The organism is Segatella copri, from assembly GCF_002224675.1.
In the GTDB taxonomy this organism is placed as follows: Bacteria; Bacteroidota; Bacteroidia; order Bacteroidales; family Bacteroidaceae; genus Prevotella; species Prevotella copri_U.
This window is the reverse complement of sequence record NZ_NMPZ01000002.1, coordinates 171,547-195,101: the sequence shown is the minus strand read 5'-3', so window position 1 is coordinate 195,101 and position 23,555 is coordinate 171,547. Positions and strand designations below refer to the sequence as shown.

Genomic DNA, 23,555 nt, shown 5'->3' with positions numbered 1-23,555 from the left:
GTCCTGACATCATTGGAGACTGAAGCTGGTCATCATTGATGACCGAAGGATTACTTAACTAATGGAAATCTCTCCAAAAAATATTGAAGTTGAAGAGTGGGTGAAGAGTGGTGAAGAGTGGCGCAAGCTCTTCACCCGCACAAATTCCTTAGATACAAACACTTATGCTATTTTTGTGAAGAGTGAAGAGTGTTTTTGAAAGAGGCTTACTATTATCCTGCTTTTGAGTGCCATATATGATGATTGCCTGCGTCATATATGATGAACGCTTACGTCATATATGATACTTGCCTGCGTCATATATGATACCTGTCTGCGTCATATATGATGCAGGCTCATGCCATATTGGGTGTAGGCTGATGCCCAATATGCCTCCTGCAAGCACCCTATATGCCGATATCAGAAAACATCTTTCCTGGCGTTGCTACACTCTCGGGGAGTGGGTGATTTTTATGCTACCATCTTGGCGAGAAACAGCTACCATCTCGGCGAATGGGGGTTGCTGAAGCTACACTCTCAGCGAGAGGTTGAATGCTAAGTATTTGATAATTAGATAGATAGATTCCTGCTCCTTATTTCATTTCATCCGAGTTGAGTATGGTAATGGTCTTGCCCTCAATCCTGATGGCACCCTTCTCCTCGAATTCGGAGAGGCAGCGGAGGAGCGAGAACTTCTGGATACCGAAGATATCCGCCATTTCCTGTCGGCTGACATCCAGATGGATGGTTCTACTCTGCTGTTCGATGGCCATCTTGATGAGGTATTGCGCCACCTTCTCCTTGACGGAGAAAAGGGAGAGCATGCGCATTTTCTGCGAAAGGAAGATATCTATCCTTGACAGGTGCTGGATGAAGTTCCAGCGTATGCGTTCGTCGGTATCTATCAGCAGTTTCAGTTCCGAAGGCCTCATGCGCAGGAGGGTAGTCTTCCTGCTTGTCTCCACGCTTACGGGCATCTCGTTATTATGTGCGAATATATAGGCAGGGGCAATCAGCATCGATTCTCCCAGCCTATCTATCTGGGCCTGCTTGCCCGACAATCCCGACATGCGGGCTATCATCTCCCCCTCGACAATGATGTCGGCATATCTGCAGGGCATTCCTGCCAGCACATAGGTTTCCCTGGCAGCAAGCTCCACCATCCGGTAGCTTACCATCGACAGTGCCTCTCTGATTTCCTCTGGAGTAAACCCCTCAAACACCGTGCATTTCTGCAAGGTAACGAATATTGATTCTTTCATACATTTAAGTTTTATATTCAATAACGCATTTTCCCCCGATTTATTGTTTGCTTCCTTTAGAATCTTGAAGGCAGAATCTCCGCACGCCCTATAAGAGTAGAATCTTACTAGCTAAAGCTCTGGTAATAAGCAAGAAAAATACGAAAAAACTTTGGTGTCTTAAAATAAAGTCGTAACTTTGCAGCTGAAAATTAATAGATGGAGGAAGAATATGGCAAATTATATCAGATTTGACTGGGCGATGAAGCGCCTGCTTCGCAACAAGGCAAACTATGCCGTGCTGGAAGGCTTTATGTGTTCGCTGCTGAACGAGAAATTCAAGATCAACCGATTCCTGGATAGTGAGAGCAACCAGCAGACCGAGAATGATAAATTCAACAGAGTGGATATCCTGGCAGAGGATGAGAAGGGAGAATTCATCATCTTCGAGATACAGAATACCCGGGAACATACCTATTTCCACCGTATGCTCTATGGAGTTTCCAAGGTCATCACAGACAATATCAGTCTGGGCGATGATTACGACAAAGTGCGCAAGGTATATTCCATCAATATCGTGTATTTCACATTGGGACAGGCTAAGGATTATGTATATCATGGCAAGACGATGTTCCAGGGACTGCATCAGCCGAATGATATCCTGAAACTCTCCAACCGACAGAGTGAACTCTTCTTCGGTGATGAAATCCCTCAGGGGCGCAAGACTAATCGCGAAGCCGGAGACATATTCCCGGAGTATTATCTGCTCTGCGTGAACAACTTTGATAAGCTGGCGGTGAACAATCTGGATGAATGGATCGAGTTTCTCAAGACCGGCGAGATCAGCGAGGCAGCCCAGGCCCCAGGTTTGGCAGATGCCCGCAAATGCCTGGATATAGATAAGTTGACCGTAGCGGAAAAGAATGATTATGTCCGTCACATGGAGAATCTGCGCTATCAGCGCAGCGTTATCAAGACGGGTTATGATGATGGCTGGCAGAAAGGTCTTGCCGATGGTCGAGAAGAAGGACGCGAAGAAGGTCGTGCCGAAGGAGCCAAAGATGAGAAGAAGGCCACAGCCCGTCGTCTTCTTGCAATGGGCTTGTCTGCCGAGCAAGTGACAGCAGCAACCCAGTTGTCATTAGATGAAATCAAGAAATTATAGCTGCTTTTTGCAATAGATAAAGGGAGATTTCGCCAAGAAATCTCCCTTTATTGTTGTATGCTCGACATGGACGTTGTCTAACGGCTGCAAATTCTCCCTTAACTCAGTAGCTGCTGTTCCAGCAGCTGACTGCGAGGGAAGATGATCTCATTCTCTATATAGACATGCTCGTTCAGATCTTCTGCGAAATTCTTCAGCAGACTCAGTAGCAACTTATAATCTCCGCTGGCATCAGCTGCCGGGGTGTAGTTGTTTGTGAGCTTTCTGAGGCGCTGCTGGCGCTTGGTCTCATTATCATGTTCCAGTATCATCACGTGAATAGGCATGGCTACAGAGCCGCAATGTATCGGCGCTGCAGGCTGACCCGTAAGCTGCGATTCCATCAGTTGATAGGTGAACGGAAAGAGAACCTGCTCTTCCTTCTGCAGATGGTTCTCCAGGTCAAGCATGCACTCGCTGAAGAGACTCTCTATTTCTGCCATTAACTGATTCTCACCCATCATCGAGTGGATGAGACTGAGGATTTCCGGACCCTTCTCACGGATTCCACGGTGATGAATCTTGAGGGCATAATCGATCAGCAGATCGGTTGGCCACTCCTCGAATTGATATTTTGATGCTCTCATATCCTGTTGTAATATAAAATTATTAAATTCCTTTTATCCTATATATTTTTTGATGTCCTCTTCTACCGTTCCGTTTCCGGCAATGCCAAAGGTATCTACCAGAACCTTCAGTACGGCTGGTGAACAGAAGGCTGGGAGCGTAGGACCCAGATGGATGTTCTTTACGCCCAGATGCAGCAGGGCAAGAAGTACGATGACTGCCTTCTGCTCGTACCAGGCAATATTGAAGAAGATAGGAAGTTCGTTGATGTCGCTGGCTCCAAAGATCTCCTTCAGCTTCAATGCCACAACCGCCCAGGAATAGGAGTCGTTGCACTGACCGGCATCCAGCACACGAGGAATGCCGTTGATATCGCCCAGATTGAGCTTGTTGTACTTGAACTTGGCACAGCCGCTGGTGAGTATCACTACATCCTGAGGCAGCGCCTTGGCAAACTCCTCGTAGTAGTTGCGGCTCTTCATTCTGCCATCGCAGCCACTCATCACCACAAACTTGCGGATGGCTCCGCTCTTCACAGCCTCTACTATCTTGTCTGCCAGGGCAAAGACCTGGGCATGCGCAAAACCGCCGATGATCTCGCCTGTCTCTATCTCCCTAGGTGGCTGGCAGGTCTTGGCAAGCGCAATCACCTCGGAGAAGTCCTTGTGGCCGTCGGCACCCGCCTGGATATGCTTCCAGCCAGGGAAACCGGTAGAGTTGGTGGTGAAGACGCGGTTCCTGTAGCCTGCCGATGGCGATGGCGGTACGATGCAGTTGGTGGTGAAGACTACAGGACCGTTGAAGCTCTCGAATTCCTCCTTCTGTTTCCACCACGCATTGCCGTAGTTGCCCACCAGATGCTTGTACTTCTTGAGCTGCGGATAGTAGTGGGCAGGAAGCATCTCGCCATGGGTATAGACGTCGATGCCCGTGCCTTCGGTCTGGATGAGGAGATCTTCGATATCCTTCAGGTCGTGACCGGAGATGAGGATGCCCGGATTGCTGCCTGTGCCGATGTTCACCCGGGTGAGTTCCGGATTACCGTATGCCTGGGTGTTGGCCTTGTCGAGGAGTGCCATCACATCCACGCCGTACTTTCCTGTTTCGAGTACCACGCCCAGCAGCGTGTTCATATCAGCATCAGGGTTGCTGATGGTGGCGAGTGCACGGCAGATGAAGCTGATGATCTCGCTGTTCTCTTCTCCCAGATGGGCTGCGTGCTCGTAGTATGCTGCCATACCCTTCAGACCGAGCATGGTGAGTTCCTTGAGCGAGCGGATATCTGGATTCTCGTGGCGGAGCACGGATTCACGGGCACCCTCAGCCTCATAGTCTGTCTTCTCGCCACCCCAGGTTACCTCCTGATAGCCAGGTAGGTGGATATTCATGCTTGCCGCCTTTTGCAGCAGCTGTTTCTTCAGTACGATGCCCTTATCTACCTTTTGCAGGATATCCTGGTCGTTGAAGTTGGCGTTGGTGATGGTGGTGAAGAGTGCATCCGTGAGGAAATGGGTTACCTCTGGTGTCGGCTCTTCGCCTATGCTATGCTGTATGGTTCCTATGCCACGAACCACGCTGAGCAGCAGATCCTGCCACTTGGAAGTTGTTGCCTCCTTACCGCAAACACCCTTGATGGTACAGCCTGTACCCTTAGCTGTTTCCTGACACTGGAAACAGAACATCTTGTTTTCTGTCATATTGCTATAAATTAATGAGTTATTTTAATGTTTTCTTCCAGGCGGCAATCTGCCATTCCTGGTTTCCGGCTGCAAAATTACGGCTTAAAAAATAATCCTACGGTAACAATTGTGACCGTAGGATATTAAAAAAACATAAAAAGAGTGTGGGGGAACGGATTTCGTTTTCAGCAGGGCTATTATTGTAGCTGCGAAATTTTCTGCATCAAATCATTCAGGCTCATGGCTCCGCTCTGTCGCCAGACCATTTCTCCCTTTTTGAAGAGCATGAGGGTAGGGACCGACTGAATGCGGTACTGCATGGACAGTGCCTCGTTCTTGTCTACATCTACTTTCAGGATTCTGATGTCATCGCCCATCTTCTCCTTCAGCTGTTCCAGGATAGGGTGCATCATCTTGCAAGGTCCGCACCAGGTAGCGAAGAAATCTACCAATGTCAGCTGTTCGCCGTTAATCATTTCATTGAATTTTTCCATCATTATTGATATTTAAAAGTTATTACTTGTTTTTATCGGTGCGAAGATAAGAAGAATCCGGCATTCCACCAAATCACTCAGTCAATGCGGCGATAGATGGAGTCTATTCATTTTAAGGTTACAACCTGATGCCGTATTTCCTGATGCCTTCTCCCATCATCTCCTCCGGAATGAATATCTTGAGGGTATCGACTAGGGTGTTCAGCATCCGCTCACGGATGTAATCCTCCCTGATATAGAGCGATATGCGCCGCTGAGACAGATAATCTCCCTCTATCTTTCTTACATTCCTCTTCTGTTCTTCACTCAGGAAAGGGAGGTGCATCTCTGGAATGATGGTGAAGCCACCATTCTCATCCACTATCCTTATCAGGGTCTCGATGCTGCCTGCCTCATAGATATGATGACCCTTGCTGCGCGCCTTGCAGAACGAAAAGGCACTGTTGCGCAGACACTGTGCCTCCTTCATAATCCACATGTTCTCATACTCCAGATTCTCAGGCTTGAAAACAGGAAGCTTGCGCCAGCAGCCCTCGGCAAGATACACATAGAACTTCTCCGTGTAGAGCGGTATCTCCAGAATGCCCTCACGGATATTGTCGGAGATGGCTATGCCGGCATCCGTCTCACCACGAAGCAGGGAATCGAGCATGAAATCAGCCTTCAGTTCCTGGATGTTGAGATCCACCGATGGATAGTTTTCCCGATAGTGTCTGATGAACTTGGGCAGAATGTAGGGGGCAATGGTTGGTCCCACGGCGAGTGACAGCTTTCCGCCTATCTCTCCCTTATCTTCCATCACGATTTCCGAGATGCGTTCTATCTCCTGCAATGCCGTTTCTGCCTGACGGATAATCTTCTTGCCTGATGCAGTGGGAGATACAGACTTATTGCTTCGTTCGAAGATACGGGTATCCAGTTCTTCCTCCAGTTTCACAAGCATAGCACTGAGCGTGGGCTGCGAAACCTGGCAAGCCTCTGCCGCTCTCGCAAAATTGCGAAAGCGGTTGAGTGCCACAATATATTTCAGTTGCTGTACATTCATATCGTTATTCTATTTATATCAGCCAAGTACAGGGCTTATCTTGCCTTGAGCTTGCAGATGAGTTGAGTCATGTTGCCCATCGGACAGAAAACACACCAGGTTCTCGGACGGTAGAAGATGGTGAGAAGCACACCCACTATCAGGGAAGTGAGCATGATGCCATAGAGACCGAAGGCAAATTGAGCCTTCCAGGGTTCTATCTCTACAGGATATGCCCAGTGCCAGGGAACATCAAAGGTCCAGAGCAGATGAATGGTCTGATGGAGATTCTCTGCTCCCTTTGCCACCATCACTGTGAGGATGATCATCTGGATGAAGAAGAACATGAAGAACAGCAGGAATCCATGACGGAACCATTTGGATGATAACCATCTTGGCGCTACCTTCCTGCGCGACCATCCCAGGGTATTTCCTATCTGCAGGAAAAGCTGACCTCGTCCACAATAGTTGTTGCAATATCCCTTGCCGCCTCCGAAAACTGCCATAAACAGCGGAATCATAAAACAGATGACTCCCAGCCACGCAAACACGATGTTGAAGAATCCAAGGGTGAAATAGGTGGCGGATACCAGCCACAAATAATCACTCCACTTCTTGCTTTTTTGTCTTGCCATAAAAATGCTTTTTATCTGTTATCTCAATACCTTGTGCATGACTCCTGCCGGACAATTCCTTTCACAGATGCCGCAACCTATGCACAGATCCTCATTCACTACTGCATAACATCCCCGGTAGATGCTGATGGCATCCTTGGGACACACCTTTACGCAAACACCACATGCCACGCAGCGGTCGTGCTCGCTTTGAGCCTTGTATTTTGCCATCGTTTTCTACTGATCGGTTAGTTTATCCAACTGCTCTTCCAGAAATTCTGCCGCATCGGCTACGCAGAGCGGGCATTCTCTGAGGACCTTTCCCGTACCTACGCCCTTGAGAAGCCTGCACTGGGTAGCTCCGTTGCGCTGCTGGAATTGGGTCATAATCTGTCGCATCGCCTTGATAGCCTTTGCCTTATCCTTGGTGGCAAGACCCAATATCACACCTGCTCCTACGAGGGCACCGCAGGTTCCTTCCATATTTCCCATTCCTGCTGCAAAGGCATTGCCCACATTCTTGAGGGTATCTTCGTCGATACCTGTATAATCATAATAGGTACAAACCACTGCCTGGGTACAGTTATGAGATCCACAACGCTTCTTTTCTGCTGCAACTTCTTTTCTTGTTTCCATTTTAATCTTGTTTATTTGAAATTTGCTGCAAAGATACGGCTTTTATGATAGATAAACGAAAGATTATGGCTATTATTTCATAGATTCTATCTATGCATAAGAGTGCATGCCCGTGAGGAAATAGTTCACACCGAAGTAGGTCATGGCGATACTCAGGAAGGCTAGGGTGATGTAGATGTGATACACCAGCGGCTTGCGGAAAACAGGCAGGCTCTGCGTATGCACTACTACGGCATATATCATAAAGGTGATGAGCGCCCACGTCTCCTTGCTATCCCAACTCCAGTAATTACCCCAGCTCACGTTAGCCCAGATGGCTCCGATGAAGATGCCGAACCCCATCGTGGTGAGGGCAGGGTAGAGGAAGAGACGGCTTAAATCCCGCAGTTCGTCGCCATGAGAGCGCATGCAGATACCCATGATGCCACAGATGAAAGTCAAGGATAGCAGTGCGTAGCTCATCATGATGATGCTGACATGGATGCTGAGTAACGGACTGTTCAATACCGGCATCATCTGTCCGATAGCAGGATCCATCTGGTTGATATGGCTTACCAGAAGGAAGAATCCTGAAATCAGGAAGCCGAATACCATCACGATGCGGATGCGCAACTGCATCAGAATACTGATAAGCATCACGAACCAGGCTGCAGTTAGCATACTTTCATATCCGTTAGACATAGGTATGTTGCCGCTGATAATCCATCTCAATGCCAATCCGAAGGTTAAGGCAAGGAAGGATACGCCAAGCAGGATAGGCAAAGCGATGTTCAATACCTTGATTTCTCTCTTCTTCGTCATGCGATAGATGGTGTAGAAGAGGGCAATGAAGCCCAGTGTGAGGTTTGCCATGAAGAGAATAGTTGCAAAAGGAAAGGCATTATTGATGCGTTCTGCCTTATACTGTGTAGCTGTTGGCAGCGAATTACCGCTACTAACCTCCTGATATTTCTTCATCTTGACGAAGAACTCGTTTACACGGCTCGTATTGCCTGCCTTTACATCACCATTCAGCAGAGAGAATACATTCCTGATATAGAGCGCATGCTGGTGCTCCACGGCCTGTGGCAACTTATCTACAGGTGAAAACCACGTGGTAGTGCCAGCCTTGATGAATGAATGATCCTTGGTAGCCTTCACATTCTTGGTGAAGGTGTAAGGAAGAACTTTCAATGAGATACCTTCTCGCAATTCCATGATGATTTGTATCTTGCCATCGATATCGGCGGCTTGCTGATGGAACTTGTCCTGCTGACCATTATAGTATTCCTGAACATACTGTCCGATGGTATAGCCACCCATCTCACGATTGAAGAAAGTATTGAGCGAAGCATAGTCAGGCAGATTCATCGCTGTTTTCATTTCTCCGCTCTTGATCTTAATGAAAGGCTCGTTTGCCCAAGTATTTCCATAGAATACCCAACCGGAGAGTACCTGTTCTGCAGTCAATCCCTGATAGCTCCTGGCTCCATATATCTTCTTGCAGAAATCGAGGGCAAAGGTCTGTACCGGACAGATGCGGTCGTTGTAGAGAATATGAAGCTCGCCAAACTTCTCTGCAGTTTCCTTTGGCAATACAGCATTTTGGAGATTGCCTGTTGCAGATTCTGCATGCAGTGTCTGTATATTGCCCATGCTGAGGATGAGTGCTGTTATCAAGGCTCCCTTCTTGAGCAAAGGACTCTTCAGTAGTTTGCGATAACCGCCCTTAGGGTCGAAGAGCATCCATACGAGGGAGATGAAGAGCAGCGCATAGCCAGTATAGGTGACTGGTATGCCGTATGGATCGGCATTGATAGCGAGCACGCTTCCCTTGCCGTCTTCATCGTAAGATGACTGATAAAGACGGTAAGACCGGTGGGAATATATGTTGTTCATCGAAACTTCGCCTTCGCTCTTACCATCTCCGTCTATTACGGTGAATTTTGAAGAATAGTCAGCCACGGCGTTGGTACCATCATGCATCTTCGCTTCAAACTTCTGCAGGCAGAGCGAGAAAGGGAGTTTCTCTTCCTTCATACCCTGCTCTTCATCCTGAGCCATATAAGTATCCGTAGGCTGACCGATGCGCAGATGAATCATACCCCGTTTAGCCGATATATGTGTGAGCAATGCCCCGGCAAGGATGATGATGAAGGAGAGATGGAGTGACAGCGTAGAAGCGCACTTCACTTTTCTTTTTATGATGTAGAAAGCACCGAGGGCAGCAAGTACTGCCCAGATAAGAATGAACCACCATGCCCCATAGTAGTGGGCATGGGCATAATCCGTGCCCTGGCTTTTCTCCACGATGGTGGCGGCTGCCATGCATACGAGCACAAGGATGTAAAGAATGAATATAATCTTTTTAACCATACTTAGTTGGAATCTTGATAGAATTTCCGTTGCAAAAATACGATATTATTCGGAGACGAGCAAGAGATAATCCGTATATTTGTAGATTCTGATAAAAAAAGCTGCCAAATGCTTTTGATAGCCTGGCAGCTTTTCTTATTTTTGTTTCTTCTTGTAAAGGCTTAGATAGCATTGATGAATGCCACTACAGCATCACGCTCTTCCTTGGTTGCATTGTAGAAGTTGAGTGCTGATTTGTATGCATCGCTGCGCTGATCATAGCAGTGCCACATGATAGCCTCTACTACGTTGCGGGCACGGCAGTCGTGCAAACGGTCGCTGCGACCAGTCAACATGCTTGACAAACCACGTCCCCAGAGTGGAGTAGTGCGGCACCATCCTGTGCGGATGTCGTTAGCCATGAACAGACGGTGCTGTACCAAGTCGGTGTATGGATAAATAGTCTGGTTTGGATACTTTGGCAACATGGTGTTAGGATCCTGACCTATGCTCTTGGCGTAAGCCTTGATAGCATTATCTACCCAATAGTTGTCAGAACCAGTCTTCCATGATGGCTTGTGGCAAGTAGCGCAACCCCACTGGGTGAAGAGCTTCTTACCTTCCTGAACCTGTGCGTTGTCGAGGTTACGGGCTGCAGGAACAGCTAGACCACGGTGCCAAACCATGAAGTCATAGTAATCCTTGTCGCTCATCTCTTCCTCACTATTGTAAGGAGCACCCTTGAGGAGGTACTTCTCAAAAGTAGCTGACTTGGCTGCATTGTTACAGCTCAGAATCTCGTTTACTCTCTCCTTGATACCTTCGTCAGTTCCATCTGCATAGTATGGGTGGAGTACAGAAGATTCGTCAGCACCATGCTTCTTGATATAGCTAATTACTTCTGGGTCTTCGCTCTGATACTTTGCCCAGGCTGGAGTGGTATAGAGGTAATGACGATCGGAACGTGTTACGTTGGTAATGTTCCAGATGGCGTTAGCACCTGGACCATCCTGCAGGGAAGCACGGGTCATGGCATAGGTAAACTTCTTCACCATCTTGGTTCCATCTGCCAACTTGTACCAGGCAGTTGAAGCCCAATCGTTAGCAGTCTTGTCCCACATGGCAGGGTTCAACTCTACGTGTTTCGCCTCATCCTGATAAACCTTCTTCATATCATCCTGGTCGATGGCATCAAGCAAGCCTGTACCATAGATACCGATGGTTGATTCCAAACGTACTTCATAGTTGTCTGGCTTAGGATTGGTATTGAATGCAGACTGAGGGATAGTAACCTCTGGATACTGCAAAGCAAAAGTCTCGCCATCCTTAGGGAACTTCATAGCCAAACCGCTAGGCATGGCTGTAACCTCATTCCACTGAATGGTCATTTGCTTCTCGTCGACAGGAGCAGAGAATGGAGTCATTGCCTTGGTCTGTGGCATACCTGTAACCTCAGATATGTAGCTGTTTGCTGCGTAAGGCTTTCCGTCAGCGGTAGTACCTGCTGTAGGGTGATAAATTACGAGCAGATAGCCGTTGCCAAACTGGTCTGCCTGATACTGGTTCTGGAACTTACCATGACCATAGTTAGGATGGCAGTGGATACAGCTGCTGCGAACCCAAGCTGGGCCAAGACCCTTACGTGGAGCCTCTGTGATAGTGTAAAGGTGCTCGAAGAAATCCTCACCTTTGTTGAAACTGTTTGACAATCCCTGGTTGGTGGTAGCTGGTGTTTCTGCCGAATAACTCATACCTTCGTCAGTTCCAAGTTCGCCACCTGGATACCATTCTGATGCCTCAAAAACATCGTTTGCCTTACCAAACTGAGAGTCACCATTTAACTTGTCATTGTTTACCACATTGTTATCATCGGAGCATGATGCCAAAGGCAAAACAAGCAAGCCGAGCAATAACATTTTGCTAATTCTTTGATAAATCATAATGTTATTCTGTTTTATAATGTTTTATTTTCTCGTTTAGCGCAGAATAGCATCTCACCAAAAAGAGTATGGTGAGATGCTTCCTGTATGTTAGTTTACCACAAGATTACTCTGGGTTTACTTCATCAAATTTCTTACCCCAAACAGTACTTACGTACTTAACGAATGGGTAAGGCATACCGCCGATCTTGCTGATAGCGTTAGCGATGGCAGTCTCAACACGCTGACCTTCTGCAGATGCATTATCCTTGAAGAACTGATGGAAGCTATACTTAGCATTAGAGCTTGTACCATTAGTGCCACCATACCACAAGTTCTCGATAGAACGGATGTTGTTCTGGAAGTCGGTGATAGAGTTGTAGCTATATGGAGACTCTACGTAGCTGATATCACCTGCCTGGAATGGGTTGGCAATCTTGGCTGTACCTACCTCGTTAGAGATACCCCAGGCTGAACCTTCCTCCAAAGAGAGAAGCTGCTGGATGGCTGCCTTCAGTGTTGCAAACTTACTGATAGAAGTGTTGCCTGCATTCTTCAGATTGGCTGCATAAGACTGGTTTTTGTCTGTCAGGTACTCAAGACCTGCTGCCTTTACTGCTGCGAGGCGAGATGCGTTAGGAGTCTCAGACCATGCTACCTCCAGCTCATATACGTGGTTTACCAAGTCCTCGATAACAGCCTCGGCATACTTCAATTCCTCAGAACCCTTTACGTCTGTGAAGCCTTTGTAGGTATCGTTTCCCTTGAACTCTGCAACCTTACGTGGCTGTCCATCACGGAAGAGGATAAACTCAAGTGCATGGAAACCAAGGATAGAAGCATCCTCAAGCGCAGCATCACTATACTTACCTGTAGCAAAGTAGCTGTGGAGGAGTGTACGGTTCAATGGCCATGAGTCGATGTGTGGGTCAATATCAAAGTCTGATGCTGCACCACCGAGGAAAGCCTCGCTCTTCTCCCACAAGGCACGTGCTTCCTTGAAAGCTTCGCAGGCATTGTTGATGTTCTCCTGAGTCAGGTTGTTGGTATCTACACTCTTAGGAAGAGCTGTATGCAACTTCTCTACTGCATCAGCCAATGACTTGTATGTTGGCTGGATGGTATTGTCTACTGCATTAGCACATACATTCTTCAGGTATGTTTCCTGATCTGCACTCAAATTTGCGTTGTTTACTTTGCTGTAAGCTGCACGGAGCGCATTGCAAAGTTCATCGCAGGCATCCATAGCATCCTGGCCATATGCCTTGTTTGTAAAGTCGTTGTTCTCTACAGGATCATCATCGCTGCTGCATGATGTGAAACCTAATGGCAACATAAAGGCTGCCATGAGCATTACTGCACTTTTAAAAACCTTTTTCATTTTTAATATAAGTATTTTGTTATTGATATGTTTGTTTCAATCACTTTATATTAAGTTCTTCTGTGAGAATCTTTAGAGAAACCATCCTTCATAAGCCACACCGATGTTGATGGCTGGCTCATTGTTATACTGGCTCTTCAGGAAGCGATGTGAATATTCTGCCTTTACTACAATCTGTTTCACAGGATAGTAATTGATACCAACTGCCATACGCTGTACATTGGTGTAGTCGTATGATGTATTCTTGGTCTTGGAAGCATATGGATTATAGTGCTCATAACGGCCAAAGAGATACAGTTTCTGGTTGTCCTGACGGAGTTTCTCAATTTGTGAGAAGATATTATATCCTGCCTCGATACCATAGGCAAAAGCATTCTTGCTGACAAATGCAGAGTGATGGAATGGAGAGAGACCATTTAGACGATTAGTAAAGTACTTCAACTGTTTTGCATCACTCAGGTAGCCGTAGTCTGCCTGGCCACGAACTATCCAGTTGTAGTTGTTGTATGTGAAGTCGATGGCTCCGATAGCAACAACGCCCTTATATTTAGACTCAGCACCATCCTTGTTGTTTGGATAAGAATTGCCGATGGCATGACCATAGTATCCACTCAAACCGATGCGCAAGCCCTTGATACAATAGTTGTCAATACGGAGTGCTGTACCATATTTGGTTGCAATCTCTCCCTCTGTAGGAGTACCAGGACCCTTGTTGATCCAACCTGTATTAGTAAAGTTATCTGAGTTCAAACCTGCCAGAAATTGCAATTCATATCTCCAGCCCTTTGTCTTACCCCAGAAACTGATACCTGTCTGATGCCAGGTGCTTGGAAGAACCGTATTCTCACCTTCAGGACGATAAACAGTGAAGAAATTCAATGGCTCATGGTAAGCGTTGTTCAAACCTACAGGCACTACAATGTGACCAGCCTTGATGTTAGCCCAACGACCGAATGACTTCTGAATCCAGAACTGTTCGAGTTCAACTTCACCGCCTTTCTCTACTTCCTGTTCCCATTCGCCACCTTCTTCGTCTTCTTTCTCATAGGCCATTCCTACGCCACCATGCTCAAACTCAATCTCGGTACCCATAGTCCAACCCTTTCCGAAGTCGTAACCCAGGTAAATTACTGCATGAGGAATATCGAAACGACCATGGCTAGGGTCATTCTTGTGCTCGTCAGCCAAACTGTAACGGCTTACGTGGTCGCTATAGAAGTTGCGGCTCATGGCAACCTCGCCATAACCACCCACGCTGAGGCGCTTGCCGTTTACATGCTGCATCACACTATCGGCAGCCACAGTTTGTGCACTTGCCGTTGCCAAACCGGCAACGAGGGCAGCGGACATCAATCCAATTCTTAAACTGTTCATCTTTGATATTTTGAAATTATTGTTATCGTATAATTTAATATAAGGAAAAGAGCGCGGATATCTGCTTGCTTTCTCGACACTTTAGAGACCTAGTATCTCCTTAAAGCCCTGTGGCTTGATAAGGAATTACGCAGCTCTGCCGCTCGGGAGTGGCAATCATCACCGCGCTCTTTCTCGATTTCGGGTGCAAAGGTACGGAGTTTTAAAAAATCTTGCAATACCTAAATTTCGGTAAACATCGGCATCCCCATTTCTAGGTATTGCGGGTTTCGAAACTTTTTTGTATATTTGCAACCGAAATAAAAACATGATGAATGTTCTTGATACAAGGATGTTTGCATTTAAGGATAGAACAAGATGAAAAATCAGAAGATGTATGAAGCTGACGACAAGATGATCAGCATCATTAGAGACAATTACAATATCTTGCAGAGCTTGGGTAGCTTCGGCATCAACCTGGGATTCGGCGACAAGACGGTAAGGGAAGTCTGCGATGAGCAGAATGTGGATACCTACACCTTCCTTGCCGTGGTAAACTTTACGATAAATGGTTACAAGGAGTACGACAATGCAGACCGGTTGTCGTTGCCGACCTTGTTGCATTATCTCAAGGCATCGCATGCCTACTACATAGATTTCCAGTTACCTTTTATCCGTAAGGAGCTTGTGGATGCCCTTGATGAAACGGATAATCTGGCACGACTGATCCTGAAACTCTATGATGATTATGCCCACAGCATCACCAACCACATGAAGTATGAGGAGAAGATGGTTTTTCCTTATGTTCAGTCACTTATAGATGGTAATGCCAATACCAACTTTGATATCGAAACCTTCTCGAAGCATCATATGCAGGTGGATATGAAACTGAAAGAGCTGAAGAGCATCATCATCAAGTATCTGCCTTCGGATGGACTGCACAACAACCAGCTCAGTGCCACTCTCTATGATATTTACAACAACGAGGAGTGGCTTATGCATCACTCTGAGGTGGAGGAAGAAATCTTTATTCCTGCCGTGAGAAATGCCGAGCGGAAACTGAAGCAGAATGATGTGAGTGCCAAGATTTCGAGCATGATCAATCAGACTCCGAACAGCGATGAGCAGTTGAGCGATCGAGAGAAGGATGTAATCATTGCGCTGGTTCAGGGTATGTCGAACAAGGAGATAGCTGACCATCTCTTTATCTCCGTGAACACGGTGATTACCCACCGCCGAAACATCGCCCGTAAGCTCCAGATTCATTCTCCTGCGGGCCTGACGATTTATGCCATCGTTAACGATCTAGTTGATATTTCCACGGTGAAACTCTAGTTTTGCTTAGGAAAAATGACCTTCGAAATGTTATTTTTTATAAAATGATAGTGCCTTCCCTGCTGCTTGCGGGGAAGGCACTATCATTATATATAGGTATGTGAGTAAGAGGCATCATCATTTTGGGGGATGCCTCTCCGGCTGCTAGATCTTGTTGATATCCACATAACCGTGCATCACGGCATAGATGGTGAGCGAAGAAACGCTCTTGATACCCAGTTTTTCCTGGATATTCTTGCGGTGGGTAATCACGGTGGTGGTACTGATGAAGAGCTTTTCAGCTATCTCCTTGTTGATTTTGCCTTGTGCCACCAGCGAGAGTACCTCGATTTCCCTGTCTGAAAGGGCTTTCTCCCTGGACTCTGAGGAATCCATAGGCGGGATATATTCGCCGTGGGGATGTCCCGAACGCTGCAGACGGATCAACTGTCGGATGAGCTTTGATTCCGGTACGTTGACGCAGATGCAGTGGAATCCCTGCAGCTGCGAGTTGAGGTCGTTGCAGGGGGTAAGCACGATGGTATGGGGGCGATGCGACTCTTCGATGAAGAAGTTGCGGTGAGCCAGAAGAATCTGCATCGACACAAAATAGTGCATAAAACGTTCGGGCGCATTCGACTCAAATTCACCGAATGTACCGAAGATGCTGATCTTTACCATCGGAACGACACTCTCCAGCAGTCCCTTGAGACCCAAGGCTGCCAGCGTATTGTTATCTACAATGGCGAGTTCGGGCATCGCCTTGCCTGCCATTGCTTTCTTCATTTCTTCGTTCATCATATTTCTCTGATATATCTGTTATCTGTTTACAGGAATGGGGTGAGGAACTTTGCTGCAAACCATCCCTTGAATCTTTGCCATCCGGTGCGCCACTCTCGCCAGTTCTGCTCGTTGAGCAGGAAACTGTCTTTCTTCTCCCTGTCGAAGAGACGGTCGAGCTGGTGAGTAGTGCATGAATCCACAATCACGGCATTCTCTTCGTAATCCCATCGCAGGCTTCGGGCATTGAGGTTGGCGCTGCCTACGGTACAGAACTTGCCATCTACCATGATAATCTTGGTATGATGGAAGCCCGGCGTGTACATCCATACATGGCAGCCAGCCTTCATCAGCTTGTGGGCATTATAGAATCCGCAATCGGGGGTGAGCGGGATATCGCTCCTGGTGGAGAGCATGATCTCTACCTTGACGCCTCTTTTCACCGCCCGCTTCAATGCCTTCTTGAGCTTGGGACTCAGAGTGAAGTAGGGACTGATGAGCTTGATGCTGTCTTGGGCATCGTTGATGGCATTCACATAGAAGTAGCGGATGATATCCTTCGTGATATGCGGCTCACGATTGATGATGCCCACCGTCTTGTGATAAGCCGTGGCGGTGGTATCGGGTTTGAGATTCTCTACCAGGTAGTCTTGCTTCTCCTTGCGGTAATACTCCTCGCCGTCGATATGCTGTCCGCTTACCTTGTTCCACATCTTGAGGAAGATCTTCTGCAGGGTATTCACCTCGCTGCCGTCGATGCGGCAGTGCATATCGTGCCATTCGCCTACCACCTTCGTACCTTTTATATAATAGTCGGCAACGTTCATGCCGCCGGTATAGGCTATCTGTCCGTCGATGACTACAATCTTGCGGTGGTCGCGGTTGAAAACGGCATGCACCCATGGGAACTTCAAGGGCTTGTATTCGAAGATTTCGATACCGTTGGCACGGATTTTCTTGAGATGCCGTTTCCTAAGCGGCTTGTTGTTGGATGAGTTTCCGAAGCCATCGTAGAGGGCTCTTACCTTGACTCCCTGCTTCACCTTCTCGGCAAGGAGGTCGAAGAGGAGGGAGGCAATGCTGTCGTTGCGGAAGTTGAAGTATTCCAGATGCACACTGTGCTTAGCCTGACGGATTGCCTGAAACATATCATCGAATTTCTCCTGTCCGCTCATCAGGAGCGTGACGGAGTTGTCGTGGGAAAAGCTGACCCCCTTCCCGCGAAGCTGGTTGACTATCAATGAATCGCTGGTCTGTGCGCTGCACAGCGAACTAGCCAGCCATAAAGTAGCTATTAATAAATAATATCTCATCTTATCTATAATCGTGTAATCTATAACCGTGTAATCTGTAAATCCGTGCCTGAATCTTAAACCATGCATGCATAGTGATCTACGATGCCTTTCAAATGATTATCCTTATCTACTACGAGTACCGTATGTACCTTGTATTTGTGCATAATGCGCTGAATCTCCGAAATCTTGGTCTTCGGAGTCACCATCTTCGGAGTGGTGGTCATGATGTCGCTCACGGTCTTGTTGAAGAATTCAGCCTGCCACTTCTCCATGGCACGGCGAATATCTCCATCTGTAATCAGACCGATGACACGCTGGTCTTCATCGAGCGAGATTCCCAGTCCGAGCTTACCCTTGCTCACATGGATGATGGCCTCGCCCAGATGCATCTCCTTAGGGATGATAGGCATGTCTTCGCTGCGCATCACGTCTTCGGCGGTGGTGAGGAGACGCTTGCCCAATTCGCCGCCCGGATGGAACTGGGCAAAGTCGCGTGGCTTGAAGTGGCGCACCTGCATCAGGGCTATTGCCAGAGCATCGCCCATGGCGAGGGCTGCAGTGGTACTGCTGGTAGGAGCAAGGTTGAGCGGACAAGCCTCCTTCTTCACCTTGACGGTGATGTGATGGTTGGAGTATTTTGCCAGCAGTGAATTCGGATTGCCCGTTATGGAGATGATAGGCACGTTCATGTGGAGCACCATCGGGATGAAGCGGAGCAGCTCGTCGGTCTGACCACTGTTGCTCAGTGCCAGCACCACGTCCTTGTCGGTCATCACACCGAGGTCGCCGTGATATACGTCCAGCGGGTTGATATAGAAAGCCGGTGTACCTGTAGAGGCGAGGGTTGCTGCAATCTTGGCACCCACGTGTCCGCTCTTGCCCACACCCGTAACGATGATCTTGCCTTCGCAATGATACATCATATCTACTGCCTTTTCAAAATTGTCGTCCAAATAAGGTATTTGGTCGAGGATGGCTTGCGCCTCGTCGCGGAGAGCCTGCTCGCCATAATTTCTTATAGTTTTATCATCCATTATTTCATCAATTCTTCTATAAGTGATTCAAGTTTATTTAACTCTAGCATGTTGGCTGCATCACTCTTGCCATGATCAGGGTCTGGATGCACCTCGAAGAAGTAGCCTGTTGCACCGAATGCCTTGGCAGCCTTTGCCATAGCTGGCACAAACTTGCGGTCGCCCACGGTCTTACCATCGCCTGCGCTTGGCCGCTGTACGCTGTGGGTGCAGTCCATGATGACATTAGGTACAATCTCCTTCATATCCGGAATGTTGCGGAAATCTACCACGAGATTGTTGTAGCCGAAGCAGTTGCCACGCTCGGTGAGCCATACTTCGCTGGCTCCGCTATCCAAAGCTTTCTCAACCGGATACTTCATATCTCTTCCGCTGAGGAACTGAGCCTTCTTGATGTTGACAATCTTGCCGGTCTTGGCAGCCGATACGAGCAGGTCGGTCTGGCGGCAGAGGAAGGCTGGTATCTGGAGGATATCGCATACCTTGCCCGCAGCTTCAGCCTGATAGCTCTCGTGGATATCGGTGGTGATGCGAAGTCCATATTTCGACTTGATGTCGCTGAGCATCTGCAGACCTTTCTCCAGACCAGGACCACGGAAAGAGTGGATGCTGGTTCGGTTGGCCTTATCGAAGGATGCCTTGAATATGATGTTGGTTCCTAAGTCCTGGTTGATACGAACGAGTTCCTGAGCTACTGTATCCAGTAGTTCCATCGACTCGATGACGCATGGTCCTGCAATGAATGTTGCCATAATTATAATATTTTATTGTTATTTCTTCCTTAATTATTTGTCTATTTGTGTGCAAAGTTATTAATAATTCACGAAAAACCCAAGAATAATGTGCGTTTTTTAAGATTATCAGCTTGATGAAGTATCTTTTTTTCCTTTTCTTTGCGATATTTCACCGAAAATCATTACATTTGCAGTGCATTTAAAAAATACGACAATGAACATACTCATAGCAGACAGTGGCAGTACCAAGACCGACTGGTCGTTGATAGACGGGCAAGGTCAAGTAGTGATGACTTGCAAGACGCAGGGCATCAATCCTATTCATATGCAGGATGCCGAAGTGCTTCAGATACTGAAGTCGGAACTCATCTTGCCGGAATCACCACAGGAAGTATATTTCTATGGCAGCGGTGTAACCGAGGCGATGAAGCCCCGGATGAACTCTCTCTTGCAGCAGGCTTTTCCTGGAGCCAAGGTAGAGGCTGAGGGGGATATGATAGGAGCGGCAAGAGCGCTTTTCGGACATCAGCCTGGAATGGCATGCATTCTGGGCACTGGTGCCAATAGTTGTCTTTATGATGGTGAGAAGATTGTGATGAATACGCCACCTCTAGGGTATATTCTGGGTGATGAAGGTAGCGGTGCCGTCTTGGGCAAGCTTTTCCTGAATGGTATCTTCAAGGGCAGTCTGCCTTCGGCTATCAAAAAGAGGTTTCTGAAGTGGTCGGGACTGGATTATCCCGGTATCATCAACAAGGTGTATCGTGAACCGTTGGCAAACCGTTTTCTGGCTTCCATCTGTCCTTTTATTTCTGAGCAGATAGCAGAGGGAGAGAAATATGAGAACGGCAGTGATAAACTGAATGAGGCGATGGCACTGTATCGGGTGGTATTGAGTAACTTCCATGCTTTTTACGAGAACAATCTCATACCTTATATCCAGTATGTAAAAGCCAGTCAGGAGGATATCTCGCAGTTGGAACCTGGCGTGAAAGCCTGGGATTCTTCTTTGGGAGAGGGGATTCCGATGATAGGGTTCGTGGGAAGCATCGCTCATTATTTTGAAGCTCCCCTGAGAAATGTGATGGAGGATGAGCATCATCTTCATATTGTCAAGATTATGCGGTCTCCGATGGAAGGTCTGATAGCCTTTCATGCGAAATAAATGATGAAGTACCGAGCCTCTTTTTTACGAGACTCGGTATTTGTTTTACTTGTTGTTGAATTCGCGATGTCATATACTTATTGCCTTATATTAAATATTGATTTTTTTCAGTTTTTCCGTGATAGTACGTTTATTGAGCAAAAAAGTACAAGGGTTATTCAGAAAATAGTGCTAACTTTGCAACCGTAAAACTTAATAATCCTATTGAGAGGATTTTGGGTGAACGATAACAGTTATGATAAGCAATAACTAACATAAATAAACGATAAAAACAATTAGAACGAAATGCAGAAGGTTTATAGGTTAATAATTATAGGTGTTCTGATGAGTGCGCTCGGCTCTCTCGGGCTGAGCGCGCAAATCAAAGGCTACAACATCGTAGTGAGTGTGACTCCTGATCACCAGGACTGGAACTACAAGGTGGGTGAGAAGGCCAACTTTACAGTGAATGTTAGAAAGAGTGGTACTCTTTTGAACAATGTGAAGGTAAATTATGAGGCTGGTCCTGCTATGTTTCCGGATGTGAAGAAAAGTACCACCCTCAAGGATGGTGTGATGAAATGGAGCGGAAGTTTGAATAAGCCGGGCTTCTACCGATTCAAGGTCATTGCTCATGTGGATGGAAAGGATTACGAAGGACTCTGCACCGCAGGCTTCTCTCCCGAAAAGATTCAGCCTTATGCCAAGGAACCGAAGGATTTTGATGCTTTTTGGAAGAAAGCGTTGGATGAGGCTCGCCAGACAGACCTGAATGTCACCAAGGTGTTGCTTCCAGAGCGCTGCACTCAAGATAAGAATGTATATGAGATCAGTTACAATAACAACCGATGGGGCTCTAAGATGTATGGTATCCTGAGTGTTCCGGTAAAGGAAGGCAAATATCCTGCCTTGCTCCGGGTTCCGGGTGCGGGTGTTCGTCCTTATGCAGGTGATACCTATACCGCGCCATCCAAGTGTATCGTATTGGAAATCGGTATTCATGGCATACCTGTTACGATGGAGCAGAAGGTGTATGATGATCTCCAGAACGGTGAACTGAACGGCTATTGGGATACCAATCTCGAAAATCCAGACCGTAACTCGTATAAGAGAGTCATCACCGGAGCTGTGCGTGGAGTGGATTTCATCGCAGCGCTTCCTGAATGGGATGGAAAGACCATCGGCGTAACGGGTTCTTCGCAGGGAGGATTCCTCTCTATAGCTGTGGCTGCACTCGATAAGCGTATCACGTTCCTGGCTCCTGTGCATGATGCCATGTGTGATTATGAAGCTGAAATTCATGGAGTTGCAGGCGGTTGGCCTCATTACTTCTATAAGGAGAATAAAGCTCAGGGGGCTGCCTGGAAGGAGACTAAGCTCACCGAACTGGAAAAGGCTAGATTGGAAGGTGCCCGCTATTACGATGGTGTCAACTTTGCCCGTCGCATCACCGTTCCTGGATGGTATAGCTTCGGATATAACGATGAGGTGGTTCCACCAACTTCTTCTTATGGATTATATAATAGTGTGAAAGCGCCAAAGACTCTGAGCCTCTATCAGATGACCGGTCATTACTGGTATCAGGAGCAGTGGGATGAATGGCAGGCTTGGATTATTCAACAATTAACTAAATAAATTTATGTTAGGAAAAAGAATATTGATCAGTGCTGTTTGTCTGCTGGCTATGCAGGGAGCTATGGCACAGGTGGATGGTGTCACTGGTGCTTCTGTTCAGGCTGCAGGTATATCTTGCAGCAAAGACAAAAAGGTTTGCTGCAAAACACCAGCTGAACAACTGAAAATTCGTCTGCAGAAAATATTAAACAAGGGTATTATGTTGGGTCATCAGGATGACCCTGTGTATGGTACCACCTGGAAATGGGATGAAGGAAAGAGCGATGTGCTTCTTACTACAGGTGATTATCCCGCAGTAATGGGATTCGATCTGGGTAAGATAGAACTCGACAGCAAGGAAAACCTGGATGGTGTTCCGTTCGACAGAATGCGCCAGGAAATCATCGCTCAATATAAAAGAGGTGGAATCGTTACCTTGAGTTGGCATCCTTGGAATCCGGCAACAGGCGAGAATGCCTGGGATCCAAAGGGAGATGCTGTGGCTGCCGTCCTGGATGGAGGCGCCCAACAGCAGAAATTTGACTGCTGGCTCAAAAAAGTATCAGACTTCATCCTTTCTCTCAAGACTAATGACGGCAAACTCATTCCTGTAATCTTCCGACCATGGCATGAAATGAATGGCGGATGGTTCTGGTGGGGCGCCAACAGTTGCACACCTGCACAATACAACCAACTTTATGCAAATACCTATCACAGACTTACTAAAGCAGGGTGCAGCAACATCGTTTGGGCGTGGTCGCCAAATCTCGGAAGCGAGAAGACCGTCGAAGCTTTCTTGGAGCGTTTCCCGGGAGATCAGTATGTGGATATGGTGGGCATCGATATCTATGAATTTGATAACGATGATGCTACCTATCAGCAGAATCTCTCTGCCAGCCTGGATGTCATGATGGCAGCGGCAAAGAAGGTGGGTAAGATTCCTGCCCTCACCGAAACCGGTTGCCGGGGAATCTCTCAGAAGAAAGACTGGTTTACGAAGACCCTCTGGTCTGTTCTCCAAAAGTATCAGGTAAGCTATGTGCTCTTCTGGCGCAATGCCTGGGACAAGCCTCAGGAAGAAGCTTACCTGCCTGGAGTAGGAGATGGAGACATCGTGAACGACTTCAAGGCTTTCAAGAAGGAGAAGAAGGTGCTCTTTGTTAAAGACATTGTAAAGGTAAAAAAGTAAAAAGGTAAAAAAGTAAAATAGATATA

At 47.2% G+C, this 23,555-nt stretch carries 21 protein-coding genes; 5 read left to right on the top strand and 16 right to left on the bottom strand.

The features are described from left to right. Positions 1 to 572: 572 nt before the first annotated feature. Positions 573 to 1,241 carry a Crp/Fnr family transcriptional regulator gene (locus CFT61_RS02840; protein ID WP_089542969.1) on the bottom strand — a complete coding sequence of 223 codons (669 nt, stop codon included), beginning with the start codon at positions 1,239 to 1,241 and terminating at the stop codon, positions 573 to 575. A 211-nt stretch (positions 1,242 to 1,452) separates the two neighbouring features. Here CFT61_RS02840 and CFT61_RS02835 point away from each other — a divergent pair, with 211 nt between their 5' ends. After that, entirely contained in the window at positions 1,453 to 2,385 is a 933-nt protein-coding gene (locus CFT61_RS02835) for a PD-(D/E)XK nuclease family transposase (protein WP_089542968.1), read from the top strand. A 98-nt stretch (positions 2,386 to 2,483) separates the two neighbouring features. On the opposite strand, the gene CFT61_RS02830 is transcribed toward CFT61_RS02835, so the two are convergent. The 11 genes from CFT61_RS02830 to CFT61_RS02780 form a co-directional block, all read right to left on the bottom strand. Continuing rightward, positions 2,484 to 3,011: a hemerythrin domain-containing protein gene (locus CFT61_RS02830; protein ID WP_089542967.1), complete on the bottom strand. Its 528-nt coding sequence runs from the start codon at positions 3,009 to 3,011 to the stop codon at positions 2,484 to 2,486. A gap of 33 nt (positions 3,012 to 3,044) precedes the next feature. Next, entirely contained in the window at positions 3,045 to 4,688 is a 1,644-nt protein-coding gene (gene hcp / locus CFT61_RS02825) for a hydroxylamine reductase (RefSeq protein ID WP_089542966.1), read from the bottom strand. 179 nt (positions 4,689 to 4,867) lie between these two features. Beyond that, positions 4,868 to 5,164, bottom strand: a complete 297-nt coding sequence (gene trxA, locus CFT61_RS02820; protein ID WP_089542979.1) for a thioredoxin — start codon at positions 5,162 to 5,164, stop codon at positions 4,868 to 4,870. Between the two features lie 118 nt (positions 5,165 to 5,282). Further along, the gene (locus CFT61_RS02815) at positions 5,283 to 6,209 is read right to left on the bottom strand and encodes a LysR substrate-binding domain-containing protein (RefSeq protein ID WP_089542965.1); all 927 of its coding nucleotides are present in this window, start codon (positions 6,207 to 6,209) and stop codon (positions 5,283 to 5,285) included. Between the two features lie 35 nt (positions 6,210 to 6,244). Continuing rightward, on the bottom strand, positions 6,245 to 6,823 hold the full coding sequence (locus tag CFT61_RS02810) for a 4Fe-4S binding protein (protein ID WP_089542964.1): 579 nt from the start codon (positions 6,821 to 6,823) through the stop codon (positions 6,245 to 6,247). 18 nt (positions 6,824 to 6,841) lie between these two features. Next, positions 6,842 to 7,033 (bottom strand): 4Fe-4S binding protein, encoded by a 192-nt coding sequence (locus CFT61_RS02805; protein ID WP_089542963.1) that lies wholly within the window; start codon positions 7,031 to 7,033, stop codon positions 6,842 to 6,844. A gap of 6 nt (positions 7,034 to 7,039) precedes the next feature. Further along, complete coding sequence (locus CFT61_RS02800; RefSeq protein WP_089542962.1) at positions 7,040 to 7,438, bottom strand: C-GCAxxG-C-C family protein; 399 nt, start codon at positions 7,436 to 7,438, stop codon at positions 7,040 to 7,042. Positions 7,439 to 7,528: 90 nt separating this feature from the next. Further along, positions 7,529 to 9,793, bottom strand: coding sequence for a cytochrome c biogenesis protein CcsA (ccsA, locus tag CFT61_RS02795; RefSeq protein ID WP_089542961.1), 2,265 nt, complete (start codon positions 9,791 to 9,793; stop codon positions 7,529 to 7,531). Positions 9,794 to 9,954: 161 nt separating this feature from the next. After that, positions 9,955 to 11,712, bottom strand: coding sequence for a di-heme oxidoredictase family protein (locus tag CFT61_RS02790; protein ID WP_089542960.1), 1,758 nt, complete (start codon positions 11,710 to 11,712; stop codon positions 9,955 to 9,957). Between the two features lie 106 nt (positions 11,713 to 11,818). Next, positions 11,819 to 13,072: an imelysin family protein gene (locus CFT61_RS02785; RefSeq protein WP_089542959.1), complete on the bottom strand. Its 1,254-nt coding sequence runs from the start codon at positions 13,070 to 13,072 to the stop codon at positions 11,819 to 11,821. 72 nt (positions 13,073 to 13,144) lie between these two features. Next, positions 13,145 to 14,446, bottom strand: coding sequence for a hypothetical protein (locus tag CFT61_RS02780; RefSeq protein WP_089542958.1), 1,302 nt, complete (start codon positions 14,444 to 14,446; stop codon positions 13,145 to 13,147). 357 nt (positions 14,447 to 14,803) lie between these two features. On the opposite strand from CFT61_RS02780, the gene CFT61_RS02775 reads away from it, so the two are divergent. Continuing rightward, positions 14,804 to 15,760: a LuxR C-terminal-related transcriptional regulator gene (locus tag CFT61_RS02775; protein ID WP_089542957.1), complete on the top strand. Its 957-nt coding sequence runs from the start codon at positions 14,804 to 14,806 to the stop codon at positions 15,758 to 15,760. A 144-nt stretch (positions 15,761 to 15,904) separates the two neighbouring features. Here CFT61_RS02775 and CFT61_RS02770 read toward each other — a convergent pair whose 3' ends face one another. Genes CFT61_RS02770 through kdsA form a run of 4 tightly spaced genes read right to left on the bottom strand, consistent with a single transcriptional unit; the run spans position 15,905 to position 19,600 of the window. Further along, a complete protein-coding gene (locus CFT61_RS02770) occupies positions 15,905 to 16,540 on the bottom strand; it encodes a response regulator transcription factor (RefSeq protein ID WP_089542956.1) in 636 nt (211 codons plus the stop codon). A 26-nt stretch (positions 16,541 to 16,566) separates the two neighbouring features. Beyond that, positions 16,567 to 17,832 (bottom strand): cardiolipin synthase, encoded by a 1,266-nt coding sequence (gene cls, locus CFT61_RS02765; RefSeq protein WP_089542978.1) that lies wholly within the window; start codon positions 17,830 to 17,832, stop codon positions 16,567 to 16,569. A gap of 56 nt (positions 17,833 to 17,888) precedes the next feature. Next, on the bottom strand, positions 17,889 to 18,848 hold the full coding sequence (locus CFT61_RS02760) for a KpsF/GutQ family sugar-phosphate isomerase (protein ID WP_089542955.1): 960 nt from the start codon (positions 18,846 to 18,848) through the stop codon (positions 17,889 to 17,891). Further along, a complete protein-coding gene (gene kdsA, locus CFT61_RS02755) occupies positions 18,848 to 19,600 on the bottom strand; it encodes a 3-deoxy-8-phosphooctulonate synthase (RefSeq protein ID WP_176425478.1) in 753 nt (250 codons plus the stop codon). The genes CFT61_RS02760 and kdsA overlap by 1 nt, the downstream gene beginning before the upstream one ends. A 196-nt stretch (positions 19,601 to 19,796) precedes the next feature. Between kdsA and CFT61_RS02750 the strand changes: the two genes are divergently transcribed. The 3 genes from CFT61_RS02750 to CFT61_RS02740 all read left to right on the top strand — a co-directional run bounded on the left by CFT61_RS02750 (position 19,797) and on the right by CFT61_RS02740 (position 23,529). Then, a complete protein-coding gene (locus tag CFT61_RS02750) occupies positions 19,797 to 20,747 on the top strand; it encodes a hypothetical protein (protein WP_089542953.1) in 951 nt (316 codons plus the stop codon). Positions 20,748 to 21,032: 285 nt separating this feature from the next. After that, on the top strand, positions 21,033 to 22,361 hold the full coding sequence (locus CFT61_RS02745; protein WP_089542952.1) for an acetylxylan esterase: 1,329 nt from the start codon (positions 21,033 to 21,035) through the stop codon (positions 22,359 to 22,361). A 4-nt stretch (positions 22,362 to 22,365) separates the two neighbouring features. Further along, positions 22,366 to 23,529, top strand: a complete 1,164-nt coding sequence (locus CFT61_RS02740; protein WP_254918826.1) for a glycoside hydrolase family 26 protein — start codon at positions 22,366 to 22,368, stop codon at positions 23,527 to 23,529. The last annotated feature ends 26 nt before the right edge of the window (positions 23,530 to 23,555 follow it).